This is a genomic window from Amycolatopsis sp. NPDC004079 (assembly GCF_040610415.1).
GTDB lineage: Bacteria > Actinomycetota > Actinomycetes > Mycobacteriales > Pseudonocardiaceae > Amycolatopsis > Amycolatopsis halotolerans.
In genome coordinates this window covers 58432-81469 of record NZ_JBEXMH010000040.1, presented here as the reverse complement: position 1 = coordinate 81469, position 23038 = coordinate 58432, and the positions used below count along the sequence as shown (strand labels likewise).

Below are 23038 nucleotides of genomic sequence, written 5' to 3'. Positions count from 1 at the left end.
GAAGGTGCCAGGGGGGAGAGAACCCCGAAAACTGTCGGCACCCCCTGACACACTGCAACCATGACCACACCGTACGCAACACCGCGCGCGAGGGCATTGGGCCTGGAGCTACGCGCGGCGCGGGAGAGAAGAAGACTGGGCGTAAGAGAGTTGGCCCGGTTGCTGGGGATGACGCCTGGTTTCGTGACGAATTGGGAACGAGGACTGCGGCTGCCGAAGCCGGAGGACATCGGAGCGGTACTGGCGCACTGCAGGGTGATCGGGCCGGACCGCAGGCGAATAGTGGAGATGGCGCGAGGAGCGCGAGAGCAGGACTGGATAGACAGCGGCGGAGAAGAGCCGTACCTGGAGTGGGAGCGCACGGCGGACGCGGTGTTCGGCTGGGAGCCGGAGGTGGTGCCGCCGTTGTTGCAGACGAGCGGGTACGCGCGAGCGCTGCTGTCGGGTGCTTCGGGCGCTGTCGCGGACGAAGTGGACGCGTGCGTAGCTGAGAGGCTGTCGCGGCGAGCGGTGCTCGATTCGGGCGCACGGTGTGTGCTGGTGCTGGGGGAAACGGCGCTGCACAAGAGGATCGGCGGCGCGGACGCGATGGCGGAGCAGCTGTGGCACCTGCGCGAGCGGTTGGCGGAAGGCAAGGCCGAGGTGCGAGTGGTCCCGGCGGACCGGCACCCCGATCTGGGCAGGGGGTTCACGATTTTCGATTTCGCGGACCTGCCGTCGATCGTCCACGAGCGGTTGCTGCGGGAGAGCGCGAGCAGCTCGAGTCCCGCGCGGGTGGCGAAATACCGCGAGGTGGCGGAAACGTTGCTGGAGCTGGCCCTGCCGATTCCCGAGACGGACGCCCTGCTTGAGTCGGAGCTCCGGAAATTGTCGGTGCCCTAGGGCAGAGTGGGCACCGGTGAAAGGAGCGGCATGAGCCGAGCTTTGGTGTTGGGCGGCGGTGGCGTCGCCGGGATCGCGTGGACGACCGGGTTGCTGGCCGGGCTGGCGGAAGCGGGCCAGGACGTAACCGGAGCCGACGTGCTGATCGGCACGTCGGCGGGCGCGGCGGTGGCGGCACAGCTGGGCAGCGGATTGCCGTTGCCGCAGTTGTACGCGCGGCAGACCGACCCGTCCTTGCAAGCGGCGGAGATCGCGGCCGAGTTCGACCCGGAAAAGTTCGGCGAGGAGTTCGCCGCGGTGCTGGCCGAGGGCAGCACCGCGGCGGAAATCCGCCGGGGGATGGGAAAATACGCCCTGGCCGCGAAAACCGTCCCGGAACCGCGACGGCGCGCGGTGATCGAATCCCGCCTGCCGTCCCACGATTGGCCCGAGCGTGCGGTGAAGATCGTTGCGGTGGAAGCGGAAACCGGTGAACCGGCGGTGTTCGACCGCGCGTCCGGTGTCCCGCTGGTCGCCGCGGTAGCGGCAAGCTGCGCGGTGCCCGGCATCTGGCCGGTGGTGCCGATCAACGGCAAGCGGTATGTCGACGGTGGCGTCCGTTCCTCCGCGAATGCCGACTACGCAACAGGTTTCACCCAGGTGACGGTGGTGGTTCCGATGGGCGCGGCGGAGGCCTTCCCGACGGAACGTCCGTTAGAACAGGTGTTGGCAGACCTCCGCGAGGCAGGCGCGAAGGTCGCGGTCCTGGAACCGGACGAGGCTTCGGTCGCGGCGATCGGCCCGAACCCACTGGACCCAGGAACCCGCGCTGCGGCAGCGGCGGCTGGGTTGGCGCAGGGGCAACAGGGAGGGGTGGTGTGGGAATGAGGTTGGCGCGCTGCGCGGCGGCGCACGGCTGATCTCTGGCTCGGCGAGCCATCCACCTGTTCGAGGGCGGGCTTGGGGGCCGGTGATTCCCAGGTTGCTGTGGCACCGGTGTTCGGCTGGCGATGGGCAGCGGGTGCCCGTTTCAACGCGGGGCGGCTGCGGCCTTGGCGGGTTGCGCGCTTGCTCTTTTGCGGGTCTGCCGGTTCCCGGGGTCGCTGCGGGGCTTGTGTTTGGTTGGCTGTGGCCTCGGCGAGCGGTCGGGTTGCTTTGGCGTGGATCTCGTCGCGGCGAGTTCCGCTGTTGCGAAACCCGTGTCGCAAAGGCGGCGGAGCCGGATGTCGCTGGAGTGAGGGATGGTGCGGGAGTGAGGGATGCCGCGGAAGTGAGGTTGGTGCGCCTGGCGGCTCGCGGCTGATCGTCGCCTCGGCTGGCTGTGCGCGAGTTCCGGCGCGGGATGACCGCAGCCTTGGTAGGTCGTGCGGCTGCTGTGGTGCGGGATGACCGTGGTCTTGCCAGGTCGTGCGGCTGCTCTGGCTCGGGTCCGGTCGCGGTTGCGCTCCGGTCGCTCCAGGATTTGCGCTCGGCTGAATCCGATCCGTCACCAACCGCCCATCGCCAAGCCTCTGCGCAGTTTGGCGCTCCCCGAAGCGGAAGTCCATGTGCCAGGAGGACCGGCGGAACTCGCCGTCGGTCGCCGACTCGAGGCCGGCCGCCTTCTGCATCCTCACGACGTCGCGGATCGCGTCGTCCTCGACGGCTCGCAGCTGTTCGGCGGAGATCTCCCCCGCCACGTGGTCGTCCGGTCTGAGGCGGCTGCTGCCGAGGCTTGTCGTGCTGCGATTGCGTTCGTGCGGTCGCAGCGGGTGAACGTTCGGCGTCTGCCGAGAAAGGCGACCCCGCAGCACCGTCCGCGCTGGCACACTGGGCTTCGTGATTCTGCTCATCAGCGGCAGTCTGCGGGCCGGTTCGGTCAACGCGGCTGTCATCGCGACCGCGGCCGGGTTTGCTCCGTCCACTGTGTACGGTGGGCTCGACGGGCTGCCGCACTTCAATCCTGATCTCGATCGGGATCCGTTGCCTGAAGAGGTCGCGGCGTTGCGGGAGGCGATCGGGGCGGCGGACGGCGTCCTGTTCTGCACCCCGGAGTACGCCGGCGGCCTGCCGGGGTCGTTCAAGAATCTGCTCGACTGGACCATCGGCGGCGGTGAGATGTACGGCAAACCTGTCGCGTGGATCAACGCGTCTTCGGTCGCCGCGCCGACTGGCGGTGCGGACGCGCACGAGTCCCTCCGCAAGACGCTCACCTACGCGGGCACCCGCATCGTCGACGACGCTTGTGCGCGGATTCCCATTCCTCGTCAGGCGGTCGAGAACGGGGCCCTCATCGATCCCGACCTGCGCGGGCGGGTCGCGGTCGCGGTGCGGCGGCTCGTGGAGGCGGCTAAACCGGGTAATCCGTGAGTTGCTGAGCCTGGCCGTGAAGCTGCCCCGGTCACCACGGTGGTGTGCCGGGCTTTCCCCAAGGGAACAGAGAGCCACGGCGGCTAGGCGAGCGCGAAAATCGGTGGCCCTGCGGCATTTGCCCGGTTAGCGTCCGTAAGGGTGAGCTACGAACATCCTCTCGCCTACCTCATCGGCATCGAAGGAGCCGCGTTGCTCCGCGCGTTCACCGGCGAGCACGATCGCGAGTTCGTCGAAGCGCGCCTAACCGAGATCCGCGCATTGTTGGCCGACGGAGAGCTGGCTGAAGGCGTCGAGGTAACTCAGCTCGCCCCGCGAGATGGTTACGCTCGTTGGGCCGCCGCGTATGACTCCGGCGAGAACGCCGCCTTCGCCGACGAACCCCATCTCACCAAGATCCTCGACACCGTCCCGCCCGGCCGCGCGCTCGACGCCGCTTGCGGCACCGGGCGTCTCACTCGCCTCCTCGTCGAACGCGGTCATCACGTCGTAGCCGTCGATGGTTCGGCCGAGATGCTCAGTCGCGCCAAGGCCGACTCGACGCTTGTCGCCGATCTGCACGAACTGCCGGTCGACGACGGCTCGCAGGATCTGGTGCTCTGCGGGCTCGCGTTGTCGCACGTGCCGGACCTGACGCCGGTGATCGCCGAGTTCGCTCGTGTTCTCGCGCCGGGCGGGCACCTCGTGCTCTCGGACGTGCATCCCGAGCAGGTCCAGCGTGGGTCGATTCCGTCCGTACGCACGGCCGACGGTGCTCCGGCTCGGGTGCGCACGTACCACCATCGGGTCGGCGACTATCTGCGCGCGTTTTTCGCCGCGAGTCTCGCGCCGGTGAGTTGTCAGGAGCCGACGCCCACGCACACCGAGCCGCGGCAGGTTGCGGGTGGTGGGCCGTGGGATCTTTGGCCGTGGTCGCTCAACGGGTTGGCCCCGGAAGCCCTGGCCGCGGCGGCGAAAGGCGTGCCTTCGATGCTCATCTGGCACTGCCGCAGGAGCGCTGCATAAACAGCACGCATACCGGGCGGTGACTGTCCGCCGTTTAAGTCTCACTCGTAGTTCACGGTGCGGTCAGGCGGTCGCCACACGGCTGCGGCGCAATGGTGGTGTGGATGCTCGCCTGCTGGTCTCGCTGTCCGGGGTCACCACGCGCACGCTGCACCGTTGTGCGCATCTGGCGGCCGAACTCGAACGTCGGCACGTCCCGTTGTCGATTCTGCACGTCGCGCGCACGGAGGACGGGCCCGTTACGGCCTGGGTCCGGACGCGCGCGGCGGCAGGAGATTCGGTGCTGCTCAACGGCTACGACCACCGCATTCCGCCGACGCATCGCGCTGTGCACCTGGGTCGCAAGGCGGAGTTCGCCGTGCTGCCTGCGCACGAAGCGCGGCTGAGGCTCATCGCTGCGAAGGCGGCTCTCGACACGACTGGCGTGACTGTCGACGGCTTCGCGCCGCCGCGCTGGCTCGCGTCGCCTGGCACTGTGCAGGCGTTGCGGGAGCACGGCTTCGCGCTGTGTGCCGACCAGAACGCCGTGCGGGACCTGGTGACCGGCGAGATTCGGCGCGCGCGGGTGCAGGACTTCACGAGTCAGTCGCACCGTACGGAGACTGTCCGCTGCTTCGCGCTCGTACTGGCCTCCGCCCGCGCCGCGCGCCGAGGCGGGCTGGTGCGGCTTGGCATTGACGCCGCTGACCTCAGCCGCCCCGGCTTGCGGCAGGCGTTGCTGGACGCGGTGGACGTCGCCCTCGAAAATCGGGCGTTCGGGAGCACCTACGGCTCCCTGCGCCACACCGCTCCTGCCTAGACCTAGACCTCCGTCGCGACGCCTCGCTCCAGCACCTTTACGTCGGTGCCTTCCGGGGCGAGGTTCTGGAACAGCCCGTAGTGCATTGCCGGGTTGGCCAGCACCGCCTCGTGAATCGGCACCGAACGGCGCGGCGCGACCGCGCGCAGGAAGTCCACCGCTTCGCCGGCCTTCAGCCACGGCGCTCCGGTGGGCAGGCCGAGCACGTCGACCTTCTGCTCGGGCACGAAGAACGAGTCGCCCGGGTGGTAGAACGCGCCGTGGTCGACGAGGTAGCCGATGTTCGGGATCACCGGGATGTCGGTGTGGATCACCGCGTGCTCGCCGCCGACGACCGACACCGAGGTGCCGCCGAACTCGAACGCGTCGCCGGGGCGGGCGACCTCGAACTCCAGGTGCAGCTTCTCGATCGCCTCGGCCGAACCGGGGTCGACGATCAGCTTCGCGTCCGGGTTGGCCTTGAGCAGGCCGGGCAGCCGTTCGACGTCGAGGTGGTCGAAGTGCTGGTGGGTGATCAGCACCGCGGACAGTTCGCGTTCGGCCTCGAAGCCGGTGGAGAACGTGCCCGGGTCGAGCAGAATCCGCTCCGCGGCGGTCTCGAGCAGTACGCAGGAATGTCCGAAATGGACGATCCGCATCAGGTTTTCTCCTTATCAAGATCGGTCGGTTCAACCCTACGCCGCGCGCCTGGTCACGAGGGCGTCCAGCGAGGACTCCCGGTCGGAGGACTTTCCGCGCCTGCCCCCGGATGACATGCTGGCGGGAAGCCCGGGCAACTGTTGGCAGAGTGTCAGCAACCTCGTAGCCTGGGGGTTCACCGAGACGGGGAGAACGCCGATGACCGCGGTCCAGCCGAAGCCGACGCCCGTCGGCGAGACGTTCGATTCGCTCAGCCCGGCCACCGACGAGGTCGTCGGGACCTACCCGGTGCACACGGCCGACGAGGTCAGCGCCGCCGTCGAGCGGGCGAGGGCCGCCGCGCGCTGGTGGGACGGCCTCGGCTTCGCCGGTCGCGCGGAGCGGCTGCAGCGCTGGAAGGGCGTGCTCACCCGGCGGCTCCCGCAGCTGTGCCAGGTCGTGCGCGACGAAACCGGCAAGCCGGTCGCGGACGCCCAGCTCGAGAGCGTGCTGGCGATCGAGCACATCGCGTGGGCGGCGAAGAACGCCCGCAAGGTGCTCGGCAAGCACCGCCGCTCGTCCGGCCTCCTGATGGCCAACCAGGCCGCGACCGTCGAGTACCTCCCGCTCGGCGTCGTCGGCGTGATCGGGCCCTGGAACTATCCGGTGTTCACCCCGCTCGGCTCCATCGCGTACGCGCTGGCCGCGGGCAACGCCGTCGTCTTCAAGCCAAGCGAGTACACGCCCGGCGTCGGGAAATGGCTGGTCGACGCGTTCGCCGAGATCGTGCCCGAGCAGCCGGTGCTGCAGCTGATCACCGGTTTCGGCGAGACCGGCGCCGCGCTGGTCGGCTCCGGCGTCGACAAGATCGCGTTCACCGGCTCCGCGGCCACCGGCAAGAAGATCATGGCCGCCGCCGCGAACACGCTCACCCCGGTGGTGATCGAGGCAGGTGGCAAGGACGCGCTGCTGGTCGACACCGACGCGGACCTCGAAGCGGCGGCCGACGCCACCGTGTGGGGCGCGTTCTCCAACTCCGGCCAGACCTGCATCGGCGTCGAGCGCGTCTACGTGCACGAACGCGTGGCCGACGAGTTCGTGGCGCGGGTGGTCGAGAAGGCGAAGAACGTGCGCGCGGGTTCGGACGAGGACGCGCAGTACGGCCCGATCACCATGCCCTCGCAGCTCTCGGTGATCCGCAGCCACATCGAGGACGCCCTGAAGCGCGGCGGGAAAGCGCTGGTCGGCGGCGTGGAGAGCGTCGGCGACCGCTACGTCCAGCCGACCGTGCTGGTCGACGTCCCGGAGGACTCCGAGGCAGTGCGCGAGGAGACGTTCGGCCCGACCGTCACCATCGCCAGGGTCCGCGACATGGACGAAGCGATCGAGAAGGCCAACGCGACCAAGTACGGCCTCGGCTCCACGGTGTTCTCGCGGGCGCGCGGTGCCGAGCTGGCGTCGCGGCTGCGCGCGGGCATGACTTCGGTGAACGCGCCGCTGTCGTTCGCCGGCATCGCGTCGCTGCCCTTCGGCGGCGTCGGCGATTCCGGGTTCGGCCGGATCCACGGCCCGGAGGGGCTGCGCGAGTTCGCCCGCCCGAAGGCAGTGGCCCGGCAGCGGTTCACCGCGCCGCTCACGCTCACTTCCTTCTCCCGCAAGGAATCCACGGACGCACTGGTCGCCAAGCTGGTCACCGTCCTGCACGGCAAGCGCTGAGGAGAACTGTTGCCCGGCTTCGGCGATTTCCAGCACGAGATCTACTTCGCCGGGCTGTCCGGCCGCGTCCCGGACCTGCCGATGGCGTACGCGGAACTGGAAGCGCGTGCGGCACAAGCGCTTCCGCCGTCCGTACTGTCCTATGTGGCCGGCGGGGCGGGCGACGAGCGGACCCAGCGCGGGAATGTCGAGGCATTCGAGCGCTGGGGCCTCGTCCCGCGGATGTTCGTCGGCGCGAACGAACGCGACCTGTCGGTGGACCTGTTCGGGCTGAAGCTGCCGTCGCCGCTGTTCATGGCGCCGGTCGGGGTGATCGGCCTGTGCGCGCAGGACGGCCACGGCGATCTCGCGACCGCGCGAGCCAGCGCGCGAACGGGCGTGCCGATGGTCGCTTCGACGCTGAGCGTCGACCCGATGGAAACGCTCGTCCCGGAACTGGGCGACACCCCGGGCTTCTTCCAGCTCTACACGCCGACCGACCGCGACCTCGCCGCCTCGCTCGTGCAACGCGCCGAGGCGGCGGGTTTCCGCGGCATCGTCGTCACGCTCGACACCTGGGTCACCGGATGGCGTCCGCGTGACCTGTCGACGGCGAACTTCCCGCAGCTGCGCGGGCATTGCCTGGCCAACTACGTCACCGACCCGGTCTTCCGGAAGCGGCTCGGCAAGGCCCCGGAGGACGACCCGGCGGCCGCCGTCGGGCTCTGGGCGCAGCTTTTCGGCAACCCGCTCACCTGGGAAGACCTGCCCTGGCTGCGGTCGCTGACGAAGCTTCCCCTGCTGGTCAAAGGCATTCAGCATCCCGACGACGCCCGCCGCGCCATTGACGGCGGCGTCGACGGGATCTACTGCTCGAACCACGGCGGACGGCAGGCCAACGGCGGTCTCCCCGCGCTGGACTGCCTGGCCGAGGTGGTCGATGCTTCCGGCGGCACGCCGGTCCTGTTCGACTCCGGCGTGCGCTCCGGAGCCGACGTGGTGAAGGCGCTGGCCTTGGGCGCGACCGCGGTAGGCGTCGGCCGCCCGTACGCGTGGGGCTTGTCGTTGGCCGGTGAGGACGGCGTTGTCCATGTTCTGCGTACCTTGCTCGCTGAAGCTGACTTGATCATGGCTGTCGACGGTTATCCGACGCTTAAGGACCTCACTCGCGAGGCGCTGCGGCGGGTCGGCCAGGCCTGAGACAGCGCCTGGCCGCCCGCGTCACGAGGGCAGGAAGTAGCCCTCGCTCTCGTCCCACGGCAGATCGAAATCGTCGAGGTGCACGCGCCATTCCGCGTCGGGAAGAGCGCGGCGCAACTCGGTCACCGAGCCCAGCACGTGTTCGAGCACCGCCATCATCCGGTCGGGATCGAACGGGATTTTGGTTGACCCGGCCACGATCTCGTCCGGCTCGCTGCCGCCTTCCTCGTACAGGTAGAGGGATTCCTCGTCCGGGTAAGGGACAGACGACTGGCGGGCGGTGACGATGCGCTCGATTGCCGCTGTCTCGGTCGGGGTGAGCGCGGTCGCCCGGCTCGCGTCGTAGTAGAGGGAAGTGCTCATGGCTGGAACCGTAGCGACAGGGTCCGACAAAAACGGGCAATGTCGACAAACCGTCAGGCGAACAGCTCGCTGAGCAGCTCCGGGTCGAGGACGATCGGGGCGGGCCGGTACGCGGGAGGCTGCTCGCCCATCAGCTCGCGCACCAGGAAATCCCAGCCACGGGCGCGAACATAGGACAGGCAGTCGATGAACACGTGCTCGGCGCCGGGAACGATGAGCATCTCGAAGTCCTTGTTCGCCGCGATCAGCCGATCCGCGAGCCGCAGCGTGTTGTCCGGATGCACCCGGTCGTCCATCTCGCCGTGCACGAGCAACAGCTTGCCCGCCAACCGATCCGCGATCTCCACATTGGACGATGCCGCCCACGCGCGGGGGTTGTCCGCACCGTCGTAGGCCTCCACGAAGTCCAGACTGAAATGCTGCGGGTCGTGCGAACCGGACAACGCGACGCCGGCCCGGTAGACTTCGGGGTAGTCCAACATCGCCCGCACAGTCGCGAATCCGCCGCCGGAATGCCCGAACGCGCCGACCCGGTCCAGATCCATCCACGGCCGCGTCTCGGCGAGCTGCCGCATGGCCGCGAGGTGGTCGTCGAGGCTGCCCGCGTCGGCGAGCTTGCCGTAAGACGCGTCGTGGAAGGCCTTGTTCCGGCCCGGCGTACCGCGTCCGTCCACGGCGAGCACCACAAAGCCAAGCGCGGCAAGGGGTTCCGCGTCCATGCCCATGCCGCCCGGGTCGAAGGACGGCGAGGTCCGGGTGACCTGCGGGCCGGGATAGATGTTGTCCACGACCGGGTACTTCTTCGCCGGGTCGAAGCCGTGCGGCCGGTACAGTACGCCGTAGATGTCAGTGATCCCGTCCGCCGCCTTGACGCGGAACGGTTCCGGCGGCGTCCAGCCGGTCGCGGCGAGCTTCGTGATGTCTGCCCGCTCCAGCTCCACCAGCACGCGGCCGGACCAGTCGCGGACCGTCGCCACCGGCGGAGTGTCCACAGTAGACGCCGAATCGACGAAGTACGCCCTGCTGTCCGGCATCGTGACGACGTGGTCCAGCGAATCGTCGGTCACCTTGGCGAATCCGGTGCCGTCCAAGCCGATCCGGCACACCGTGCGCCGGTACGGATCCTCCGCGACCAGCCCGGAGGCGACGAAGTACACCGTCTCCCCGTCGACGTGCAGGATCTGCCGCACCGCCCAATCCCCGGACGTGACCTGGTTCAGCAGCTCGCCGGTGCGCAGGTCGTAGCGATACAGGTGCCCCCAGCCGTCGCGCTGCGAATACCACAGCACCTCGTTCTCCAGCACGCGCACGATCGGCGGCTCGTACAGCCACTGGTTGGGCTCGACGCGAGTCGGCCCGGTTTCGCTGAGCACTGTGGTGACCTCGCCGGTCGACGGGTCCATCCGGTGCAGGGCGAGGGTGTGCCGATCGCGCGGCTGGCTGAGGAAATAGACCGCCGAACCGTCCGCCGCCCACCACGCCCACTTGGCCGTCACCGGCGACATCATCGGCGCGAGCAGCGGTTCGGTCTGCGCGCGGACCATCGTGCCGGTGGCGACGTCCAGCACCACCAGTTCGGCCAGTGCCATGTGCTCGTCGCCGGTGTACGGGTAGCGCTGGGTGTGCAGGGTCGGTGCGCTGCCGTCCGCGGGCCGGGCTTCGAGCAGATGCGTCTCGCGGACCTCGCGCTCGTCCGTCCGGTGGGTCAGCACCTTCGTCGAATCCGGTGACCACGCCACCGCGGGCGGCAGATGCGGCAGCCCGAACTTCCGCAGGAGAGTGCCGTTGCCGAGGCTTTCGGGGCTGGTGCCGTACTGGTAGCCGGGCGCGCCGTCGCTGGTCAGCGGCCATTCGCGGGCGCCGGACACCGCCAAGAGGTCCGCGCCGCGCTGGGACACCGCGACCTTGCCGTCCGGCGAGGCCACGTCCAGCGGGCCGCCCGGGGGCGTCACGGCGGGCAGTCGCGTCGGGTCGAAGTCCGGCGTGCGGGTGCCTGCGGCCGGGTCGACGAGGAAGAACTGCTTGCTGTCGCCGTGGTTCACGGCGTACCAGAACCGCGCGCCGCCATCGATCCACTGTGGACGGACGCGGTCGCCGACGATCAGCTCGCCGGGGCGGGCGAGACGGCGCAGGAGCAGCTCGGCGGTTTGGTAGTTCTCGGTGGTGGTCACGCTCGGGTTCCTTCCCCCAGTTGTTTCTGACCTGCGAAACGCTACGTTGCGTTTCCAAATTTTGCCAACATGCTTGTTGCGTTCACGGAGGATATTTGCAGGTAAAAGACGGTAGATCGTTGCAACGAGCACTAAGTTCAACGCAACGAACGTGTTGCAATGAGAGGAACGTCAAGGCTATCCTCGCCGGGAACGAAGGAGATCGCGATGCCCGGCGGCAGGCTCACTCAGCAGGAACGGCACCAGATCGCGCTCGGGCTGGCCGACGGTCTCGCGTACGCGGAGATCGCGCGCGGGCTCGACCGGCCCACCTCGACGGTCACGCGCGAGGTGCTGCGCAACGGCGGTCCCGCCGGCTACCACGCCGACCTCGCCCAGCACGCCACCGAACACCGCGCCCACCGGAGCAGGCAGTCGACCGCCCGTCGCGCTCGCCCAGTCCCGTCCGAGAACGGACGCGACGCCGATGCGGTGCGCGAGTACGAGGAGTCGTTCGCCGCCGTCTTCACCGACGCCGGGCTGCCGAAGATGACCGCGCGGCTGTTGGTCGCGCTCTACACCACCGACTCCGGCGGCCTCACCGCCGCCGAACTCGTCCGGCGGCTGCGGGTCAGCCCCGCGTCGGTGTCGAAAGCGATCGCCTTTCTCGAACACCAGGGCCTGGTCCGCAGGCAACGCGACGAGGGCCGTCGCGAGCGTTACCTGGTCGACGACGACGTCTTCTACGCATCGATGATGGCCACCGTCAGCGCCAACCTCCGCCTCGCCGAAACCGCACGGCGCGGCGTCGAGGTGCTGGGTCCCGACACGCAGGCGGCCGTCCGGTTGGAGGGCATCGCACGGTTCGTCGACGTCGTCGCGGACAGCATCCGCCGTTCCGCGGACGAGGCGCGCGACATCCTGCACGCCTACCGGGAAGAACGCTCGCGATAGCCGCCAGGTTCGATTCCGGGTCAAGATCGTCGGACCGCGTGGTTACAATGGCGGCCGTATGTGGTGGCACGGAAAAGCTGGGCGGATCTCCGCCTTGCTGCTCGCTCTCGGCGCGATCGCGCTCGTCGCCGGTGTAGCGGCCGTCATCAGCAGCGTCAGCCCGGTTGATCTGCAGGTTTACCGTTTCGGCGCGGACGCCGTCCTTCGCGGCGGCGACCTGTACGGTGCTCTCCCCACCACCACGGCGGGGTCCATGCTGCCCTTCATTTACCCGCCGTTCGCCGCGATTCTCTTCTCTGCCTTGGCGTTTCCGCCGTTGTCCGTCGCGTCCGTTCTGCTCGACGTCGTCTCCGCCGCGTCGCTCTGGGCCGTCCTGTACGCCGTGGTCCGCCGTCTGCGGCAGGGCTGGAGCCGCCGCACCTCGGCAGCGACCGCGTCCGCGCTGGCCGTAGCGGCGCTCGCCTTCGAACCGGTGCGCTCAACGCTCTCTTTTGGACAGATCAACCTCGTCCTGATGGCGCTGGTCGCGGTCGACTGCCTCGCACCCAACTCTCGCTGGCCACGCGGCGTGCTGGTCGGCCTGGCCGCCGCGATCAAGGTCACGCCCGCCGGTTTCCTCCTGTTCTTCTTGCTCACCAAGGACTTCCGTGCCGCCCGAAACGCCCTTTTCGCCGGTGCCGCGGCCACCCTCCTCGGTTTTTTGGTCGCCCCGCGCGCGTCCGCCGAGTACTTCTTCGGCGGCGGCCTCACCAACGCCGACGGCTTCAGCGGTTCTCCCTACGCGACCAACCAGACCATCGAAGGCGCCCTCAACCGGCTCGCCCTGCTGCCGCACGCTCACGACCTGCTGTGGCTGACGTTGTCCGCGTTCGTCCTGGTCGCCGCCGTGCTCATCATGCGGCGCGTCGACGGACCGCTCGCCTTCGTCGTCAACGCGGCGGCCGTGCTCGTCCTGTCGCCGATTTCCTGGTCGCACCACTGGGTTTGGATCGTGCCCGCGGTGCTCATCCTCGCCGCCCGGGTTCGCACGCCCCAAGCCGTCGTCGCGTTGAGCGCGGGAGTCGCGGTGTTCATCGCCGCGCCGCACACTCTCGTGCCGTCCAGCGGAATGAAAGAACTCGCGTGGACCCCGTGGCAGCACCTCGTCGGCGACTCCTACCTCATTCTCGCCTTGGTTTTCCTTGCCGGACAGCTATTCGCGCTGCAGCCTGCCCGCGCTCCGGCCCTCGAAAGCGTCCGTTAAGCGGACCCGGGCCACGCCAGCGTCACCAGATCCCGGCCGGAAGACCCGAGATCTGGCGGCATTTCCGGGTTCACGCCCAGGTCCAGCAAGGCTCGCTCGACCTCTCCGGCCGCGTCCGCGGGCAAGCACAACCGCCGCCGGACGACGTCCACCGTCGTCGAGAACTCCGCGTACTCCGGCTCCGGCGGCCGTTGCCACGCCACGACTTCCGGCTCGATCCCCACTTCCGCGAGCGCCGCGACACAGTCCTCGGCAGTCGGTCCGGTTGGTCGCTCGATGCCGTGAAACCGTTGCCACAACGGGTTAAGCTCGGTCAACGGATGCCGCGCCGCTGTCTCAACCACCACTCGCCGCCGCGCCGCCGCAGTGAGCGCCGCGGCGAACTGAGCCAGGTCGGGGACGTTGTAAACCACGTTCCCGCACACGACGACATCCGCCACCCCAGCGTCCGCGGCAAGCTCAGGCCATCTGCCGGATAACAGCCGATGCTCGACGCCCGCAGCCCGCTCGGCGAACGCGGCGAGCAACTCGTCGTCGGTGTCCAAGGCAGTCACCGCGGTGACGTTCGACCGGCCGACCAGGGGCAGGCTCGCCGCCCCGGCCGCCGCGCCGATGTCGAGCACCGTGCCCGGCTCCCGCAATGCCTCGGCGGCCAACCGGTGCGTCGCCCCGATCGGCTCGGCGATCTGCCGGTCGGCCCGCCGGAGAAACACCTCCCGCGGAAGGACCCACGGCGATTCCGGAGGGTGCACGGTGTCCGGAATCGCCCAGGCGGCAAGGAGATCCCGCCAGTTCGACAGAGCGGTCATCGAGCCCGGATCAGGTCCGCCGCCTTCTCCGCCACCATGATCGTCGGCGCGTTGGTGTTCCCGCGCGGCACCACCGGCATCACCGAAGCGTCCACCACCCGCAGCCCCGAAACCCCGCGCACCTTCAGGTCCGGATCCACCACCGCGTGCTCGCCGCTGCCCATCGCGCACGTGCCGACCGGGTGGTACAGCGTCTGCGTGTTCTCCCGGACATGCTCGGTCAGCGCCTCATCCGACAGCTCGTGCGTCGCCGGCAGGAACGGCCGGTCCAGGAATTTCGCCAACGGGCCCGACCGGCCGATCTCGATCAGCGACCGCAGGGCCGACTTGATCGACTCCAGGTCGATCGACTCCGCGTAGTAAGCCGGGTCGATTTCCGGCTTCCACAACGGGTTCGCCGACTTCAACCGGAGCCGGCCGCGGCTCGCGACGTCGACCAGCGTCGCCGCGGACGTGAAGCCAGGGCAGGTCGGTTCGCGCATTCCGTTGTCGTAGAACAACGTCGGGGCCACGTGGATCTGCATGTCCGGCGCGTCAAGCCCGTCGCGAGTCGAGTAGAACGCGCCTGCCTCGCCGATGTTCGAGGCCAGCGGACCGCGTTTGGTCAGCTGGTAGCGCACCAGCCCGGCAGGCGTCGCGGAGTCCGCGATGTCGGTGGTGCCCTTCGTCGACCAGATCACGCCGACGGCCGGGTGGTCGTGCAGGTTGTCGCCGACGCCGGGCAGCGCGGCGACCACGTCGATGCCTAGTTCGCGCAGATGCTCAGCAGGTCCGACCCCGGACAGCATCAGCAGTTGCGGCGAGTTGATCGCGCCGCCCGACAGCAGCACCTCGGCGTCCGCGCGGACGGTCGTCGGGACGCCTTTGTCCAAATAGGACACGCCAACGGCGCGAGTGCCCTCGAAGACCACGTTGGTGACCTGCGCGTTCGTCCGGACCGTGAGATTCGGCCGCTCCAGGGCGGGCCGCAGGTAAGCGTCCGCCGTGGACCAGCGGCGGCCGCGTTTGCAGGTGACCTGGTAGAGCCCGGCCCCCTCCTGCGATTCGCCGTTGAAGTCGTCGGTGTGCTTGAGCCCCCACGAAACGGCGCTGTCCACCCACGCGTGCGACAGTTCGTGCGTGAACCGCCGGTCCTCGACGTTCAGCGGGCCGTCCGTGCCGTGCAGCGGGCCGCCGAGGCGCTGGTTGCCCTCGGCGCGCTTGAAGTAGGGCAGCACGTCGTCCCAGCCCCAGCCGGTGGCTCCGTGCGCATCGCGCCAGCCGTCGTAGTCGGCGCGGTTGCCGCGGATGTAGATCATCGCGTTGATCGAGGAGCAGCCGCCGAGCAGCCGGCCGCGCGGCCAGTACGCCGTCTTGCCGGTGTGCTTCTGCTCGACGGTCTCGTAGTTCCAGTCCCACTTCGTCTTGAACAGCGACGCGAACGCCGCCGGGATCCGGACCTCGTCCGCGGTGTCCTCGCCGCCCGCCTCCAGCAGGAGCACCCGCGCGGACGGGTCCTCGCTCAGCCGGTTCGCCAGCACACAGCCCGCGCTGCCCGCGCCGACGATCACGTAGTCGAAGGAGTCCTGCTCTGGCACGCTGCCTCCCGGTGGTGTTGACACACTGTCAACGACACATCATGGCGCAGGTCACGCTACGCGCAAGTCCCCGGAAAACCGATCAGTCGGAAGTGGGGTCGAAGGAGGTGACGCACGCGCCGTCCACCGCGTGGTCGTCGGTCTCCACCCGGCCCTCCTTGGCGGTGCCGTCGAGTTTGGCGTCGACGTGCACGATGGTCCGGCCCGCGGTCTTCAGCACGTCCGTTTTGCGCACGGTCAACTTCGTTTCGCCGTAGATCCACTGCTGGGTGCCGTCACGGGTGGTGTCCGGCGCGTCCCGGCACATCACCGAGAGCGCCGCCGGGATGTCGCGCGCGTTGACCGCGTCGATGAACTTCATCGCGGCGTCCGTGCCGTCCTTCACCTGGGGACGCGGCTTCGGATCGGTCGACAGGCTGGCCAGCGGGGCCGGTTCGCCGTCGGACTTGGCGTCGCGCACGCACCAGCCGTTGCCGTCCGGGACGATCGCGATGCCGTAGCTGAGGTCGCCCGCGGTGATCGTGGCCGCGCGTTCCTGCTGGCCGGTCGGATGCACCGGATTGCTGATCTTCGCGTCGCCCTTCGCGTTCCGGAAGAACTCGTCGGCGGTGTAGGACCGCTTCGACCTGATCTTGCACCACAGCTGGTCCAGCCCGGTCTGCTCGGTGATCGAGTTCGCGACCGACTGGGCCAGTTGCTCCGGCGTCCCGCGCGACGTCGTGTCCAGCTTTTCCTTGAAGAAGCCCGGCGTCACCCAGCCGGTGAACGCGACCGCGCCGCCGAGCACCACGACCGCCGCGCCGAGCGAGATCCACAGCCCGGCCTTCGACTTCTTCTTCGGCGGCGGGACCTGGCCGAACTGCGCCTGGCCCGGCGGCGGATACGGCTGCTGGAACTGCCCTTGCTGCGGCCCGTGCGGCGGATAAGGACCCTGCTGCGGGTACGGGCCTTGCGGCGGGTGGTTCATGTCTCCCCCTCGATACCGGTCTGTCTGCCGGTCAGGCTAGTGAAGTACGCTTCAACCGCACCCACGACCTGCAGAAATAAGGAGCAGCCAGCCGTGGCTCGAGTCGTTGTCGACGTCATGCCCAAACCCGAGATCCTCGACCCGCAGGGCCAGGCGGTGGCGCGCGCGCTGCCGCGGCTGGGCTTCTCCGGGGTCGCCGACGTGCGCCAGGGGCGGCACTTCGAACTCGAGGTCGACGACGACGTCGATGACGAGACGCTGGCCAAGATGGCCGAGGGCTTCCTCGCCAACCCGGTGATCGAGCAGTGGACGATCCGGCGGGTCGAGGCGTGAGCGCCCGCATCGGCGTCATCACCTTCCCCGGCACGCTCGACGACGGCGACGCCGCCCGCGCGGTCCGCTACGCCGACGCCGAAGCCGTTTCGCTCTGGCACGCCGACGACGACCTGAAGGGCGTCGACGCGGTTGTCGTGCCTGGCGGCTTCTCCTACGGCGACTACCTGCGTGCCGGCGTGATCGCCCGCTACGCGCCGGTGATGACCTCGGTCATCGACGCCGCGCACAAGGGCATGCCGGTGCTCGGCATCTGCAACGGCTTCCAGATCCTGTGCGAGGCCGGACTGCTGCCCGGCGCGATGATCCGCAACGTCGGCCTGCACTTCGTGTGCCGCGACCAGTGGCTGCGCGTGGACAACAACGCCACCGCGTGGACCTCGCGCTACGAGGCGGGCGCGGAAATCCTGATTCCGCTCAAGAACAACGACGGCTGCTACGTCGCCGACCAGTCCACTGTGGACATGCTGGAGGCGGAGGGCCGGGTGGCGTTCCGCTACGTCGGCGGCAACCCGAACGGCTCCCGCAACGACATCGCGGGCGTCACCAGCGAGAACGGCCGCGTGGTCGGTCTCATGCCGCACCCGGAGCACGCGATCGACGCGCTCACCGGCCCGTCCGACGACGGTCTCGGCATGTTCTACAGCGCGGTCGACGCGCTCGTGAAGGCCTAAGGCAAAGGTCCGTGAAGGACTCCTTGAGGGAATCTGATTCCCTCAAGGAGTCCTTCACGGCTTTTACTTGCTGTGGTCGCTGGAGAGCCAGCGTTCGGTGCGCACCCGCACCAGCACCGAGGTCTCCTTGAGCGAGCCCTCGACGAACCGCCGCGCCTCAGCCTCGGGCGCGTACCGCGAGGCGATCGCGAGCGCCTGCTCCTCGGTCGGCGCCGAGGACCGGTCCACGACCGGACCGGACACCGTGACGTACTTGTACGGCTGGGTTTCCTGCTGCACCGTGAGGCTCAGCTTGCCCGAGGCCTCGATCGCCCGGTCCTTCGCCGACCCGCGGTCCATCCAGATCAGCAATTCGCCGCCGGGCTCGTAGTCGTACCAAACCGGCACGGCGAGCGGAGCCGCGCCTTCCCGGCCGATCGACAGCACGCCCACCCGCTTCTCCGCGAGGAATTTCTCTCGTTCGTCCACCGTCATGACCGCCATCCGGCGTCACTCCCCAGGCTAGAAAGATCAGGATCCGCTTGAGCCCAACGCCGAATCCCCGTCGGACATTCCGCTCGGCTCGCCGACTAAACGGAACCATGGCGCGGGATCGCGCCGGCTTAAAGGCGATCCCGCCGCCTCGGCGGAGCCGAGGCAGAAGAAACAGTGTCCAGTGCGAACTTGACGATGTGCTGATCGGGGCTGTCCTGGCCAGCGGAGACCACGGCGATCACCTGCCCGTTGTCCACCGCGAGCGGTGCCGCGACAATGCCGCCGCCGGGTGCCGGGGCTTCCCGGCGCTTGGCACCGGTGCGAAGGTCGAACGCGGCGAGGCGGTTGGGCTTCTGCGGGCTTGTCAGCGCGATCATCGTGGTGCTCGTGACGAGTGCTCGCGAACGTCGATGTGAGATGCCGTTGGAGATCCCGCTCAGGCTGTAGCCGAATCCGTCGTCCCCCATGAAGCCGTTCACCGCGTCTCCGGCCTCGATGGTGGAAACCGGTTCGAGCGAGTCGTCGAGAGTTTCGTACAACCCTTTCGACGCATCGCTGAGGTAGGCGACCAGTGGCGACGCGCTCACCCACGCCATCGTGAGGTAGGACTTGCTCTTCACGAACTCGTTGTGCTGCTTGGTTTTTCCGGTCGCGGGATCGACGACAACGGCGACGTACAAGTCGTCGCCGGAGTCCTTGGCGCTGCAGTGGGACAGCAGTACGAAGTCCGCGCTCCGCGGCATCCCGTCCGACGGGATGCAGTTCGAGTACACCTTCTCGTCGGTCGGTGGCGTGACCTCGGACCAGCGGACGGCGCCGGTGGCCGCGTCCAGCCCGAGCAGTTGCTGGTAGTGCACGACCACGACCGAACCGCCGACGATCTCCAGCACTGCGTGCTCGTCGAGTTTCGCCTCGGACGGGCTTCCCGACGAGGTGATGGGCATCGCCCGCTGCCACAGCAGCTTTCCCGCGTTGACATCCAGCACGGCCGCGCTCGAGCAGAGATCCCCATAGCCGACGGCGACGCGGTTATCGACGACAGAGGTGCTCGCCCCGCAGAAATGGCCGGAGGGGGAGGGGATCCTCCAGCGTTCCTTGCCGTCGCTCCGTGCGTACGCGACCGCATAGGTGTCGTTCACCAGCACCAGATCGTCGCCCACGACCCAGGAATCGATGCCCTTGTCGTACGGCGGGATCCGGTCCGATCCCAGCTGTCACGGACCTGACTGGGACACCGCGATCGCGTGGCCGGGCACCGTGCCGCTGTTGAACGCAAGCGGTACCACGATCGCCGCGATCACCACGGCTGCCAGAAATGCCGAGCTTACGAGGAGGGCCCGCCGGCCACCCAATTTGTCAGTCGCTACCCGCTCCCCCTTTCGATGCGGGCAGTGTATTTGGGGAAATCTGATTCTTCCAAAGTTCCGCCGCGGCTTTCACCGCGCCGGATTTGTCGTCCGGGAATCGCGCTTCAGCTCGCTGCTTCAACCAACCGCGAGTACGGACCGCCTGCCGCGATCAGCTCCTGGTGCGGCCCAAGCTCGGTGATCTGCCCGCCCTCGACCACCGCGACCCGGTCGGCCGCCGCGGCCGTGTGCAGGCGGTGCGCGATCGCGATCACCGTGCGGCCTTCGAGTACCGCGTTCAGCGACCGTTCCAGCTCCCGCGCCGAACCGGTGTCCAGCAGTGACGTCGCCTCGTCCAGCACGAGCGTGTGCGGGTCGGCCAGGACGACCCGGGCCAACGCCAGCTGCTGCGCGAGACCGGCCGGGACCGAGTACGCGCCGGAGCCGAGTTTGGTGTCCAGACCGTCCGGCAGCCCGGCCGCCCACTCCGCCGCACCAGCGGACGCGAGCGAGGCCAGCAGTTCCTCGTCGGTCCAGTCCCCGCCGTCGCGCCGGGCGGGCAGCGCCAGGTTTTCCCGCAGTGTCCCGGAAAACGTGTGGTGCTCCTGCGTCAGCAGCAGAACCTCGCCGCGCAGCACGTCGTCCGCGAGCGTCGACACCTCGGTGCCGCCGACCTGGATCGACCCCGCCGTCGGCGCCGAAATCCCGGCCAGCAGCCTGCCCAGCGTCGACTTGCCCGCACCCGACGGTCCGACGATCGCCAGCCGTTCGCCTCGCGGCACGCTCAGGCTGATGCCGTGCAGCACCTCGCGATCCGCGGTGTAGCCGAACCGGACGTCGCGCACCTCGATGTCGCGCCCGCGCGGCACGTCGGTGACCTTCGCGGCCGTTTCGGTCGGGTGCACGCCGAGGATCCGGCGTGCGGCGGCCATCGCGACCTGCAGGTCTTCCAGCCAGAACAGCGCCTCGTTGAGCGGCGTGGTCATCGCCTGCGCGTACGCCAGCATCGTGGTGATCGTGCCGAGCCCGGCCCAGCCCTGCTGGTAGGCGAACAGCCCGAGCAGCAGCAGCGCCGCGATCGGCAGTACGTAGCTGAACTCCAGCGACGGCAGCCAGCGCAGCTGATACGCCCGCATCCGCCGCTCGCCGAGCACGGCCTGGTCGAGCGCGCGATGTCCGGTGCTCAGCCGCCGCTCGGTGAGGCTCAGCGCCTCCGCGGTCCGCGCGCCCTCCACCGTCTCGTGGGTGACCGACTGCAGGTCGCCCCACCGGTCGAGCATCCACGCGAACGCCTTCGGAATCACCCGCTGGTACCAGATGTTGACCGGGACCAGCAGCGGCAGCGCCACGAGCAGGGTGAGCGCGAGCAGCGGCGACGTCACGATCATCGCGACGGTCGTCAGCAGCACGGTGGCGGTGGCGATCAGGATTTCCGGCGCGGCGAAGCGCACCGCGTGGTCCAGCCTGCTGATGTCGCTGGTCGCGCGGCTGAGCAGATCGCCGGTCCCGGCCGCCTCGACGGTGCCCAGCGGCAGGTCGAGCGCGTTCTTGACGAACCGTTCGCGGTTCTCCGCCAGCACGCGTTCGCCGAAGACCCGCCCGCGCAGCCGGGCCGCCTTCTTCGCCCACGCCTGCAGCACGAGCACCACCACGAACGCCGCCGCCAGCAGGTCGACCCGCAGCGTCGCGCCGTGGCTGACCACGCCGTCCACCAGCAGGCCGAGCAACTGCGGCCCGGCCAGCCCGATCAGCGTGGCGAGGAAGAACAGGCCGAGCATCAGGGAGAACTCGCGCCGGTGCTCGGCAGCCGTGCGCCGCACCCATTGCCGGACCTCGCGCCTCGACGCGAGGGGGAGCCGCGTCGTCATACCGTCACTGCCTTTCCGTGCACGACCTCGTCGGCCACGTTCCTCCACAATGGACTCTGGCTGAACACCACCGTGGTCCTTCCGTTCCGCAATTCCTTGGCGCGCTGGGTGATCCGGGCCTCGGTGTGCGCGTCGACGGCCGAGGTCGGCTCGTCCAGCAGCAGCACGTCGGCGTCGGTCGCCAGCGCGCGGGCCAGGCTCAGCCGCTGCCGCTGGCCGCCGGACACCTCACGACCGCGTTCGCCGATCAGCTCGTCGACCCCGCGCGGCAGCGCCTCGACGATGTCGTCGGCGTCCGCCGCGTGCAGCGCCGCGAAGATGTCGACGTTGCCCGGACGCGCGGGCTCCAGCTGTTCGCGCAGCACCCCGGAGAACCAGATGTCCTGGTTGTGCGCGTACACCACGCGGGTCCGCAGCTCGGCGAGCGCGACGCGATCCGCGGGGACCCCGCCTACCAGCACCTTTTCGTCCTCGCCCGGATCCGCGAACCGGGCCATCCGCTCGGCGATCGCCTCCGCTTCGGCGCCGAGGTCGACCACCGTCAGCTTGCCCGGCGCGACGCGGATGCCGCTGGTGGTGTCCACCAGCTCCAGCGGCCCGTCCGGCAGCGGCTGCGGCGACGCCGGGTCGGCCAGCTTCGGCCGCAGGGCGAGCAGTCCGCACACCTTGCGCGCCGCGACCAGGCCCGAGGTGAGCGCGCTGACCTGCTCGGTCGCCGTGCTCACCGGCACCACCAGGAACGCCGAAACCCCGTAGAACGCGACGAGCTCGCCGACGCCGATCGTGCCGTCGAGCGCGAGCCGGGCGCCCAGCCAGGTGATCGTCACCGTGACCAGTCCGGGCAGCAGCACTTCCGCCGCGGCGAGCCACGATTCGCTGCGCCCGACCTCGACGCCGGAGCGGCGCACCAGCTGGCTGGCGTCGTGGAACCGGCGCAGGAACCGCCGTTCGCCGCCGACGCCGCGCAGGATCCGCAGCCCGGACACGATGTCCGCGCCGAGCGCGTTCACGTCGCTCAGATTCTCCCGCTGCGTGGTCTTGCGCTTCTGCAGCGGCGCGAGCAGCGGCCCGATGCCGAGCACCGCGAGCGGGACGCCGACGAGCGCGACCGTGCCCAGCAACGGCGACGTGCTGAGCATCGCGATCCCGATGACCACGAAGGCCACGATCGACCCGATCGTGCGGCCGATGACCTCGAACGCGTTGCCGATCCAGTTCATGTCCGACGAGGTGACCGCGACGACGTTGCCGGTGCTGGCCGCCTCGCGCAGGGTCGCGCCGAGCCGGGTGGTGTGGTCGGTGACCAGGCGTTGCGTGGTGCCCGCGCCGTGGATCCACATGCCGTACGCCGCGAAGTGCAGCCCGGTGCCGAGCAGCGCCTGCACCACGCCGAGCACGCCCGCGACCAGCGCCCAGCGCCAGAGCGCGGAGGTGTCGCCGTCCGCGATCGCGCCGACGCCGCGGCCGATCACCAGCGGCAGCAAGGCGCTCGGCAGCGACCAGCCCGCCCCGGTCACCGCCGCGCCGAGGACGAGCCACGGCCGCGCGCGAAGGACCGCCAGCAGGTACCGGACCGGCGTCGGACGTTGTGGGAGTCGGATGTCGGGAAAGCGGTACGTGGCGGAAAGCACGATCACTGACGCTAAGCCGCCGGGAGTGTCCAGCGCGACTGATTTATCCCCGCGCGAACCTTCCCGGGACCAGCCTGGGCGGCTGCGGGTGTGACCCGGCCGACACGTAGTCTTAAAGCCGT

General features: G+C 69.3%; 21 protein-coding genes and 1 pseudogene. 11 read left to right on the top strand and 11 right to left on the bottom strand.

The annotated features are described in order from the left end of the window. Positions 1–60: 60 nt before the first annotated feature. Positions 61–882, top strand: coding sequence for a helix-turn-helix transcriptional regulator (locus tag ABZX37_RS32505; protein ID WP_354746048.1), 822 nt, complete (start codon positions 61–63; stop codon positions 880–882). Positions 883–912: 30 nt separating this feature from the next. Continuing rightward, positions 913–1749 (top strand): patatin-like phospholipase family protein, encoded by an 837-nt coding sequence (locus ABZX37_RS32500; protein WP_354746047.1) that lies wholly within the window; start codon positions 913–915, stop codon positions 1747–1749. 617 nt (positions 1750–2366) lie between these two features. Here the strand turns inward: ABZX37_RS32500 and ABZX37_RS32495 are convergent. Then, positions 2367–2540, bottom strand: a pseudogene (locus ABZX37_RS32495) (5-methyltetrahydropteroyltriglutamate--homocysteine S-methyltransferase); the annotation flags it as partial. A 139-nt stretch (positions 2541–2679) separates the two neighbouring features. Between ABZX37_RS32495 and ABZX37_RS32490 the strand changes: the two are divergent. The 3 genes from ABZX37_RS32490 to ABZX37_RS32480 all read left to right on the top strand — a co-directional run bounded on the left by ABZX37_RS32490 (position 2680) and on the right by ABZX37_RS32480 (position 5014). Beyond that, positions 2680–3210: an NADPH-dependent FMN reductase gene (locus ABZX37_RS32490; protein WP_354746045.1), complete on the top strand. Its 531-nt coding sequence runs from the start codon at positions 2680–2682 to the stop codon at positions 3208–3210. A gap of 141 nt (positions 3211–3351) precedes the next feature. Then, the gene (locus ABZX37_RS32485; protein ID WP_354746043.1) at positions 3352–4215 is read left to right on the top strand and encodes a class I SAM-dependent methyltransferase; all 864 of its coding nucleotides are present in this window, start codon (positions 3352–3354) and stop codon (positions 4213–4215) included. Between the two features lie 100 nt (positions 4216–4315). After that, a complete protein-coding gene (locus ABZX37_RS32480) occupies positions 4316–5014 on the top strand; it encodes a DUF2334 domain-containing protein (protein WP_354746041.1) in 699 nt (232 codons plus the stop codon). A gap of 2 nt (positions 5015–5016) precedes the next feature. Here the strand turns inward: ABZX37_RS32480 and ABZX37_RS32475 are convergent, their stop codons facing one another. Beyond that, positions 5017–5652 (bottom strand): MBL fold metallo-hydrolase, encoded by a 636-nt coding sequence (locus ABZX37_RS32475; RefSeq protein ID WP_354746039.1) that lies wholly within the window; start codon positions 5650–5652, stop codon positions 5017–5019. Between the two features lie 199 nt (positions 5653–5851). Between ABZX37_RS32475 and ABZX37_RS32470 the strand changes: the two genes are divergently transcribed. Then, positions 5852–7348, top strand: a complete 1497-nt coding sequence (locus ABZX37_RS32470) for an aldehyde dehydrogenase family protein (protein ID WP_354746037.1) — start codon at positions 5852–5854, stop codon at positions 7346–7348. A gap of 9 nt (positions 7349–7357) precedes the next feature. Continuing rightward, positions 7358–8527 carry a lactate 2-monooxygenase gene (locus ABZX37_RS32465; RefSeq protein ID WP_354746035.1) on the top strand — a complete coding sequence of 390 codons (1170 nt, stop codon included), beginning with the start codon at positions 7358–7360 and terminating at the stop codon, positions 8525–8527. Between the two features lie 21 nt (positions 8528–8548). Here ABZX37_RS32465 and ABZX37_RS32460 read toward each other — a convergent pair whose 3' ends face one another. Then, complete coding sequence (locus ABZX37_RS32460; protein ID WP_354746033.1) at positions 8549–8890, bottom strand: hypothetical protein; 342 nt, start codon at positions 8888–8890, stop codon at positions 8549–8551. A 53-nt stretch (positions 8891–8943) separates the two neighbouring features. Beyond that, a complete protein-coding gene (locus tag ABZX37_RS32455; RefSeq protein WP_354746031.1) occupies positions 8944–11061 on the bottom strand; it encodes a DPP IV N-terminal domain-containing protein in 2118 nt (705 codons plus the stop codon). Between the two features lie 207 nt (positions 11062–11268). Between ABZX37_RS32455 and ABZX37_RS32450 the strand changes: the two genes are divergently transcribed. Further along, complete coding sequence (locus ABZX37_RS32450) at positions 11269–11994, top strand: helix-turn-helix domain-containing protein (RefSeq protein ID WP_354746029.1); 726 nt, start codon at positions 11269–11271, stop codon at positions 11992–11994. 58 nt (positions 11995–12052) lie between these two features. After that, a complete protein-coding gene (locus ABZX37_RS32445) occupies positions 12053–13237 on the top strand; it encodes a glycosyltransferase 87 family protein (protein WP_354746027.1) in 1185 nt (394 codons plus the stop codon). Here ABZX37_RS32445 and ABZX37_RS32440 read toward each other — a convergent pair. The 3 genes from ABZX37_RS32440 to ABZX37_RS32430 form a co-directional block, all read right to left on the bottom strand. Then, complete coding sequence (locus tag ABZX37_RS32440; protein ID WP_354746025.1) at positions 13234–14046, bottom strand: class I SAM-dependent methyltransferase; 813 nt, start codon at positions 14044–14046, stop codon at positions 13234–13236. The genes ABZX37_RS32445 and ABZX37_RS32440 overlap by 4 nt on opposite strands. Next, positions 14043–15623: a GMC family oxidoreductase N-terminal domain-containing protein gene (locus tag ABZX37_RS32435; RefSeq protein WP_354746023.1), complete on the bottom strand. Its 1581-nt coding sequence runs from the start codon at positions 15621–15623 to the stop codon at positions 14043–14045. Before ABZX37_RS32435 ends, ABZX37_RS32440 begins: the two co-directional genes overlap by 4 nt. Before the next feature lie 82 nt (positions 15624–15705). Further along, entirely contained in the window at positions 15706–16590 is an 885-nt protein-coding gene (locus ABZX37_RS32430) for a hypothetical protein (RefSeq protein WP_354746021.1), read from the bottom strand. 93 nt (positions 16591–16683) lie between these two features. On the opposite strand from ABZX37_RS32430, the gene purS reads away from it, so the two are divergent. Both purS and purQ read left to right on the top strand, forming a co-directional pair. Then, on the top strand, positions 16684–16923 hold the full coding sequence (gene purS / locus ABZX37_RS32425) for a phosphoribosylformylglycinamidine synthase subunit PurS (RefSeq protein ID WP_037808692.1): 240 nt from the start codon (positions 16684–16686) through the stop codon (positions 16921–16923). Beyond that, entirely contained in the window at positions 16920–17597 is a 678-nt protein-coding gene (gene purQ, locus ABZX37_RS32420) for a phosphoribosylformylglycinamidine synthase subunit PurQ (RefSeq protein ID WP_354746019.1), read from the top strand. The genes purS and purQ overlap by 4 nt, the downstream gene beginning before the upstream one ends. Before the next feature lie 63 nt (positions 17598–17660). Here the strand turns inward: purQ and ABZX37_RS32415 are convergent, their stop codons facing one another. The 4 genes from ABZX37_RS32415 to ABZX37_RS32400 form a co-directional block, all read right to left on the bottom strand. Next, positions 17661–18080 (bottom strand): pyridoxamine 5'-phosphate oxidase family protein, encoded by a 420-nt coding sequence (locus tag ABZX37_RS32415; protein ID WP_354746017.1) that lies wholly within the window; start codon positions 18078–18080, stop codon positions 17661–17663. Between the two features lie 119 nt (positions 18081–18199). Then, entirely contained in the window at positions 18200–19231 is a 1032-nt protein-coding gene (locus ABZX37_RS32410; RefSeq protein WP_354746015.1) for a PQQ-binding-like beta-propeller repeat protein, read from the bottom strand. Between the two features lie 311 nt (positions 19232–19542). Continuing rightward, positions 19543–21285, bottom strand: a complete 1743-nt coding sequence (locus ABZX37_RS32405; RefSeq protein WP_354746013.1) for an ABC transporter ATP-binding protein — start codon at positions 21283–21285, stop codon at positions 19543–19545. Next, on the bottom strand, positions 21282–22916 hold the full coding sequence (locus ABZX37_RS32400) for an ABC transporter ATP-binding protein (RefSeq protein WP_354746011.1): 1635 nt from the start codon (positions 22914–22916) through the stop codon (positions 21282–21284). The genes ABZX37_RS32405 and ABZX37_RS32400 overlap by 4 nt, the downstream gene beginning before the upstream one ends. Positions 22917–23038 lie beyond the last annotated feature (122 nt).

What these genes read in the sequence shown, in the direction of transcription:
- ABZX37_RS32505 (WP_354746048.1), top strand. Translation starts at nt 61, where the DNA reads ATGACCACACCGTACGCAACACCGCGCGCGAGGGCATTGGGCCTGGAG.
- ABZX37_RS32500 (WP_354746047.1), top strand. Translation starts at nt 913, where the DNA reads ATGAGCCGAGCTTTGGTGTTGGGCGGCGGTGGCGTCGCCGGGATCGCG.
- ABZX37_RS32475 (WP_354746039.1), bottom strand. Translation starts at nt 5,652, where the DNA reads ATGCGGATCGTCCATTTCGGACATTCCTGCGTACTGCTCGAGACCGCC.
- ABZX37_RS32470 (WP_354746037.1), top strand. Translation starts at nt 5,852, where the DNA reads ATGACCGCGGTCCAGCCGAAGCCGACGCCCGTCGGCGAGACGTTCGAT.
- ABZX37_RS32460 (WP_354746033.1), bottom strand. Translation starts at nt 8,890, where the DNA reads ATGAGCACTTCCCTCTACTACGACGCGAGCCGGGCGACCGCGCTCACC.
- ABZX37_RS32450 (WP_354746029.1), top strand. Translation starts at nt 11,269, where the DNA reads ATGCCCGGCGGCAGGCTCACTCAGCAGGAACGGCACCAGATCGCGCTC.
- ABZX37_RS32445 (WP_354746027.1), top strand. Translation starts at nt 12,053, where the DNA reads ATGTGGTGGCACGGAAAAGCTGGGCGGATCTCCGCCTTGCTGCTCGCT.
- ABZX37_RS32440 (WP_354746025.1), bottom strand. Translation starts at nt 14,046, where the DNA reads ATGACCGCTCTGTCGAACTGGCGGGATCTCCTTGCCGCCTGGGCGATT.
- ABZX37_RS32430 (WP_354746021.1), bottom strand. Translation starts at nt 16,590, where the DNA reads ATGAACCACCCGCCGCAAGGCCCGTACCCGCAGCAGGGTCCTTATCCG.
- ABZX37_RS32415 (WP_354746017.1), bottom strand. Translation starts at nt 18,080, where the DNA reads ATGGCGGTCATGACGGTGGACGAACGAGAGAAATTCCTCGCGGAGAAG.
- ABZX37_RS32405 (WP_354746013.1), bottom strand. Translation starts at nt 21,285, where the DNA reads ATGACGACGCGGCTCCCCCTCGCGTCGAGGCGCGAGGTCCGGCAATGG.